The organism is Acidobacteriota bacterium, from assembly GCA_003696075.1.
GTDB lineage: Bacteria > Acidobacteriota > Polarisedimenticolia > J045 > J045 > J045.
The window spans coordinates 1-4,246 of the sequence record RFHH01000077.1; the positions used below are offsets into that span (position 1 = coordinate 1).

At 69.9% G+C, this 4,246-nt stretch carries 3 protein-coding genes; all 3 read right to left on the reverse strand.

The window, feature by feature from the left end:
- Positions 1-1,318 precede the first annotated feature (1,318 nt).
- Positions 1,319-2,971 carry an FMN-binding glutamate synthase family protein gene (locus tag D6718_05040; protein RMG46731.1) on the reverse strand — a complete coding sequence of 551 codons (1,653 nt, stop codon included), beginning with the start codon at positions 2,969-2,971 and terminating at the stop codon, positions 1,319-1,321.
- 492 nt (positions 2,972-3,463) lie between these two features.
- Positions 3,464-3,655, reverse strand: a complete 192-nt coding sequence (locus D6718_05045; GenBank protein ID RMG46732.1) for a hypothetical protein — start codon at positions 3,653-3,655, stop codon at positions 3,464-3,466.
- The gene (locus tag D6718_05050; GenBank protein ID RMG46733.1) at positions 3,652-4,218 is read right to left on the reverse strand and encodes a hypothetical protein; all 567 of its coding nucleotides are present in this window, start codon (positions 4,216-4,218) and stop codon (positions 3,652-3,654) included. Before D6718_05050 ends, D6718_05045 begins: the two co-directional genes overlap by 4 nt.
- Positions 4,219-4,246: the final 28 nt, after the last annotated feature.

Genomic DNA, 4,246 nt, shown 5'->3' on the forward strand with positions numbered 1-4,246 from the left:
CCCGCAGTACGCGCTGTTCTGCCTGCCGACGATGCTCGCCGTGGGCCTGGCCCGGCCGATCCTCCCTGCCGGCTGGGGCGAAAACCTGATCGTCGTCGCCGCACTCCCCGGCCGATAACCGGTGGGCGCCGACCGCGCGCAGCGCGCCGGCGCGTGGCCCGCGCCGATCCTCCGGGCGCGCCGCGGCCGAGGGTGCTCTCGCAGCGGGCCGCGCCAGCGCTTCCGTTCCCGAAGGCTTCCTGCCGCCACGGAGGCCCGGCCGCACCGGGGCGACGAGCTTTTCTGGTGGATGAAGGGTCTGCGGTACGAAAAGCCGCGCGACTCGATGCCGGAACGAGACTTCGGCCCGATGTGGCGGGCATCGAGCCCTTCGAGCGCGCAACCGACACCCCGTCACGGCTTGGATGCCGCAACGAACCACCGGCGATTCACCTCCGTATCCTTGGAAAGTGAATCCCCAAGCTGGGCTTTCCCGTCGAAGTCGGCGGAAGTTCGGAGGTTGCGGTCTCGAACGGATCGCCTCCCGCGGAGATGGGGCCGAAGCGCCCTTCTCCCGTCGAGTCGCGCGGCGTTTCGCATGATCGACGCCGCACCGGTGAGCCCTGCGATGCGCGCTCGCGCCGGGCGATGGGATGGGGGCGGGGGCTGCCTCGATCGATCGCGAGCCGCCGGTCGGGAAACTCCGCAGCGGGGCCGCCATCCGCCGAGGTCCGGCCTCGGCCGATCCCCGCGAGGCATTCGGCGGCCCTCACGGACTCCGGGGCCGCCGGACACCTGCGCTCCGCGCGTCCGGGACGACGGGAAGAGAAGCGACGCGAATCGCCCGGTACGGTTCCCGCCGTGAGGCAGCCACTCGTCGTCACCTCGAGATCTCCGGGCTGCCAGAACCGCGAGCACCGTCGCGAACCATCCGCCGTCGGGCGGCCTCGGGGGCGGAGGGACGGCAGCGCACGGCCGGCGGGCGCGTCGCGAGGTGCACTCCCGGCGGTGCGCTCTCCTCCCGGACTCGTTGCCGGCCCGGCGGTTGCGGGCGCGGGACGGTCCTGCCGCGCGGCTTCGGTCGAAATCCCCGGCGGCTCGCGGCGTTCGGGCCGGACTCGCACCATCGGGGATGCTCCCGGGCGCCGTTGGGATGCACCCGAAACGCGTTTCGCGCCTCCGCGGGGTGGCCGCTGGGGAGCCTGATGCCGTTCGGCCTGCTCTCGAGCGAAATGGCGTCGGGGGGGTCAGCGGCGGCCCGTCACCTCCGCGACGAGCGACGCGGTTTCGAAGGAGGTCGCCTCCGAAAGCCTCGCCGCCCGCCGCCGCGCGAACCCGATCAGCCGAACGAGGCCGGGTCGGCGGCGTCCCACAGCCGCAGCCACTCCTCCGGCGCGCTGCCGTCGAGCAGCGCTCCGGGCGAAAGCGGCGGGTGGATCTCCGCCAGCGAGCGGATCTGTCCGGATGCGGTCCTGCGGAAGATGTGCTGCGGGCCGAGTTCGTCGGGCCGGCGCAGCCCCGCCGCCCCGAGCAGCTCGAACGCCGCCTCGACCGTCTTGCGCTGGAAGTTCGCCACGCGCCGGGCCTTGTCGGCCACGACGAGGCCGCGCATCAGCCGCGGGTCCTGCGTCGCCACCCCGACCGGGCACTGATTCGTGTTGCACTTCAGGGCCTGGATGCAGCCGAGCGCGATCATCATCGCGCGGGCGGCGTTGGTCAGGTCGGCGCCGAGGGCGATCTTGTGCAGCACGTGGAACCCGGTCGTGATCTTGCCGGCGGCGATGATCTTGACCTTCTCGCGCAGCCCGGCACCGACGAGAGCGTTGTGGACGAAGTTCAGCCCGTCGGCGAGCGGCATCCCGACCGAGTTCGAGAACTCGAGCGGCGCCGCTCCCGTGCCGCCCTCGCCGCCGTCGACGGTGATGAAGTCGGGATGCGAGCCGGTTTCGACCATCGCCTTGACGATGGCCAGGAAATCGCGCCGCCTCCCGACGCAGAGCTTGAATCCGACCGGCTTGCCGCCCGACAGCTCCCGCAGCTCGTCGAGAAAGGCGAGAAGCTCGCGCGGCGTCCGGAATGCGGTGTGCGCCGGAGGCGAAATGACGTCCTTTCCCGCCGGCACGTGCCGGATGCGCGCGATCTCCTCGGTCACCTTTCGCCCCGGCAGGATCCCGCCGTGCCCCGGCTTTGCCCCCTGGGATAGCTTCACCTCGATCATCCGCACCTGCTCGTGCGCCGCGCCCTTCTGGAAAGACTCCGGACAGAACGTCCCGTCCGGCTTGCGGCAGCCGAAGTAGCCGGTGCCGATCTGCCACACGAGGTCGCCGCCGGGCTTCAGGTGATAGGGACTGATCCCGCCCTCGCCGGTGTTGTGGTAAAAACCGCCGAGCCGCGCGCCCTCGTTGAGCGCGAGGATCGCGTTGGCGCTGAGCGAGCCGAAGCTCATCGCGGAGACATTCAGCAGCGCCGCCCGGTACGGCTTCGCACACCGCCCCTCGCCGATCGCCACCCGGTACGATTCCGCTTCCCCGCTGGCGTCGACCGGCGCCATCGAGTGGGCGATCCACTCGTACCCGACGCGGTACACGTCGGCGCGGGTGCCGAATGGCAGCGTGTCGAGCTCGCCCTTCGCCCGCTGGTAGACGATCGACCGCTTCTCGCGGCTGATCGGGTTCTCCTCGAGATCGGACTCGACGAAGTACTGGCGGATCTCCGGCCGCAGCGATTCCAGCACGTACCGCAGGTGCCCGATTACGGGAAAATTCCGCCGGATCGCGTGCGACGTCTGGAACATGTCGACCAGCCCCAGAACGACCAGCGGCACGATCACGACCAGGCACCACAGCGCCCCGTGCTCGAAGTAGCCCGCCACGCATGTCGCCGCCAGCGCGACCGCCGACACGGCGAGGAAGACCTTCGGAGACCAGTGCTCGATGAACCCGGGAACGCGGGGCGGGACCGGGGTGCGCGGGGGCCAGGGTTTCTTGGGCATCGGGTGCAGTATACGACGGCGGTAGCGGGGAGCGTTCCTGCACCGCCGTCGGCTGTCCCCGCCGCCTTGTGTCCGAGCAGACGAGGGGCGCGCACGAGGCTGGGTTGAGGTCACGACCGAATCGCCGGAGTAGGGTACCGCCGAGCGCCAGCATCGTAGCGACGGCAGAGTGGGCGCGCCTTGGCTGCCCGAATCGGTGGAGCGTACGGCACCTCGCGGCACTTCGACGCCAGGCCGGCCTTGCGCTGCACCGAACCGGTCTGCGGTCGCTCTCGTACCGTAACAGCTGAGAAGAACCATGCCGCCGCCGATGGACCGAGTTCTCGGCTTCTTGAGGGAAGTGGAACAGGCCTAACACCGCCTGATACTTGTGGTCAGGATCCCGGGAAACGGGAAGACAGAAACACTGCACGAAGTGGCAACGGTGACCCGAATCCGTCCCGATTCGTGTGGAAAAGCTAGAGCTGTGCTCTGGAAGAGCGGTTTACCCGATCACGCGGAGGTCGCCGAGGCGAACATCGCGAGGCTCTTCAAGTGCTCAATACCGGCGATCCGGCGCGGCCAAGTCTCCGCGAAGGCGACCATCGCGAATAGCAACGTCAAGGCTGATTCTTCCGCGGAGAAGGAACTCTGAGCCTTCTTCGGCCGGCGAAACCCCCGGTCGAGGCTCTCCAAGATGTTCACCTTTCGGAGCCCCTTCGCACGGCACGCGGGAACTCGTAGAACGTCAGCGGCTCCAATTTCCCTTCATCGAGGCTGTTTACCACGGCGGGACACAGTGGCCGCCACGTGGCGGCGAACGCGTCGTGCGCTTTCCTCGCCGCGAGGCCGTCCTTCGCCCGGATGATGCGGTTCCAGTCCCGCTCCAGTTCGGCACGCGCGTGCCGCAAGAACGCCGCGAGCAGGTTCCGCAGCTTGTGCTGCGTGCACCGCTGCACCTTAGCCGCCGGCCAGGCCGCCAGCGCCCACCTCGGGACAGCGTGGCCGTCGCTCACCAGCAGCTTTGGTGACAGCAGGCCGCGCCGGATCAAACCGTCGAGCACCGACCGCCACAAAGCGGCCGACTCGCTCAGCGCTAACTCCAGCGCCAGCAGCACGAGGGAGTACCCTGAAGGTTGTGTCCGCGGGTCACTGACCTGGGACCAGACGACGGAACGTGGGCCCGCCCCGGAGCGAGCCCGGAGGGCGAGCGAAGGGGCGGGCCCGGACGACCCCGCGTGCCGGGGCGCCGCGGCCCCGCCACACAAAAATGCGGCCGGCTGCCCACAGCAGACC

Coding starts and splice junctions, on each gene's coding strand:
- D6718_05040 (RMG46731.1), bottom strand. CDS start 2,971: ATGCCCAAGAAACCCTGGCCCCCGCGCACCCCGGTCCCGCCCCGCGTT.